This is a genomic window from Lactobacillus nasalidis, from assembly GCF_016587775.1.
Classification (GTDB): Bacteria; Bacillota; Bacilli; order Lactobacillales; family Lactobacillaceae; genus Lactobacillus; species Lactobacillus nasalidis.
The window spans coordinates 1-544 of record NZ_BOCG01000435.1; the positions used below are offsets into that span (position 1 = coordinate 1).

General features: G+C 53.5%; 1 rRNA gene. It reads left to right on the plus strand.

The annotated features are described in order from the left end of the window. Positions 1-544 (plus strand): 16S ribosomal RNA (locus lacNas_RS08020); the annotation flags it as partial.

A 544-nucleotide genomic window follows, 5' to 3' on the forward strand; every position in this document is an offset into this window, starting at 1 on the left:
GAGCAGCAACTGGTTTCTATTTGACGGTAATCAACCAGAAAGTCACGGCTAACTACGTGCCAGCAGCCGCGGTAATACGTAGGTGGCAAGCGTTGTCCGGATTTATTGGGCGTAAAGCGAGCGCAGGCGGAATGATAAGTCTGATGTGAAAGCCCACGGCTCAACCGTGGAACTGCATCGGAAACTGTCATTCTTGAGTGCAGAAGAGGAGAGTGGAACTCCATGTGTAGCGGTGGAATGCGTAGATATATGGAAGAACACCAGTGGCGAAGGCGGCTCTCTGGTCTGCAACTGACGCTGAGGCTCGAAAGCATGGGTAGCGAACAGGATTAGATACCCTGGTAGTCCATGCCGTAAACGATGAGCGCTAGGTGTTGGGGACTTTCCGGTCCTCAGTGCCGCAGCAAACGCATTAAGCGCTCCGCCTGGGGAGTACGACCGCAAGGTTGAAACTCAAAGGAATTGACGGGGGCCCGCACAAGCGGTGGAGCATGTGGTTTAATTCGAAGCAACGCGAAGAACCTTACCAGGTCTTGACATCCTG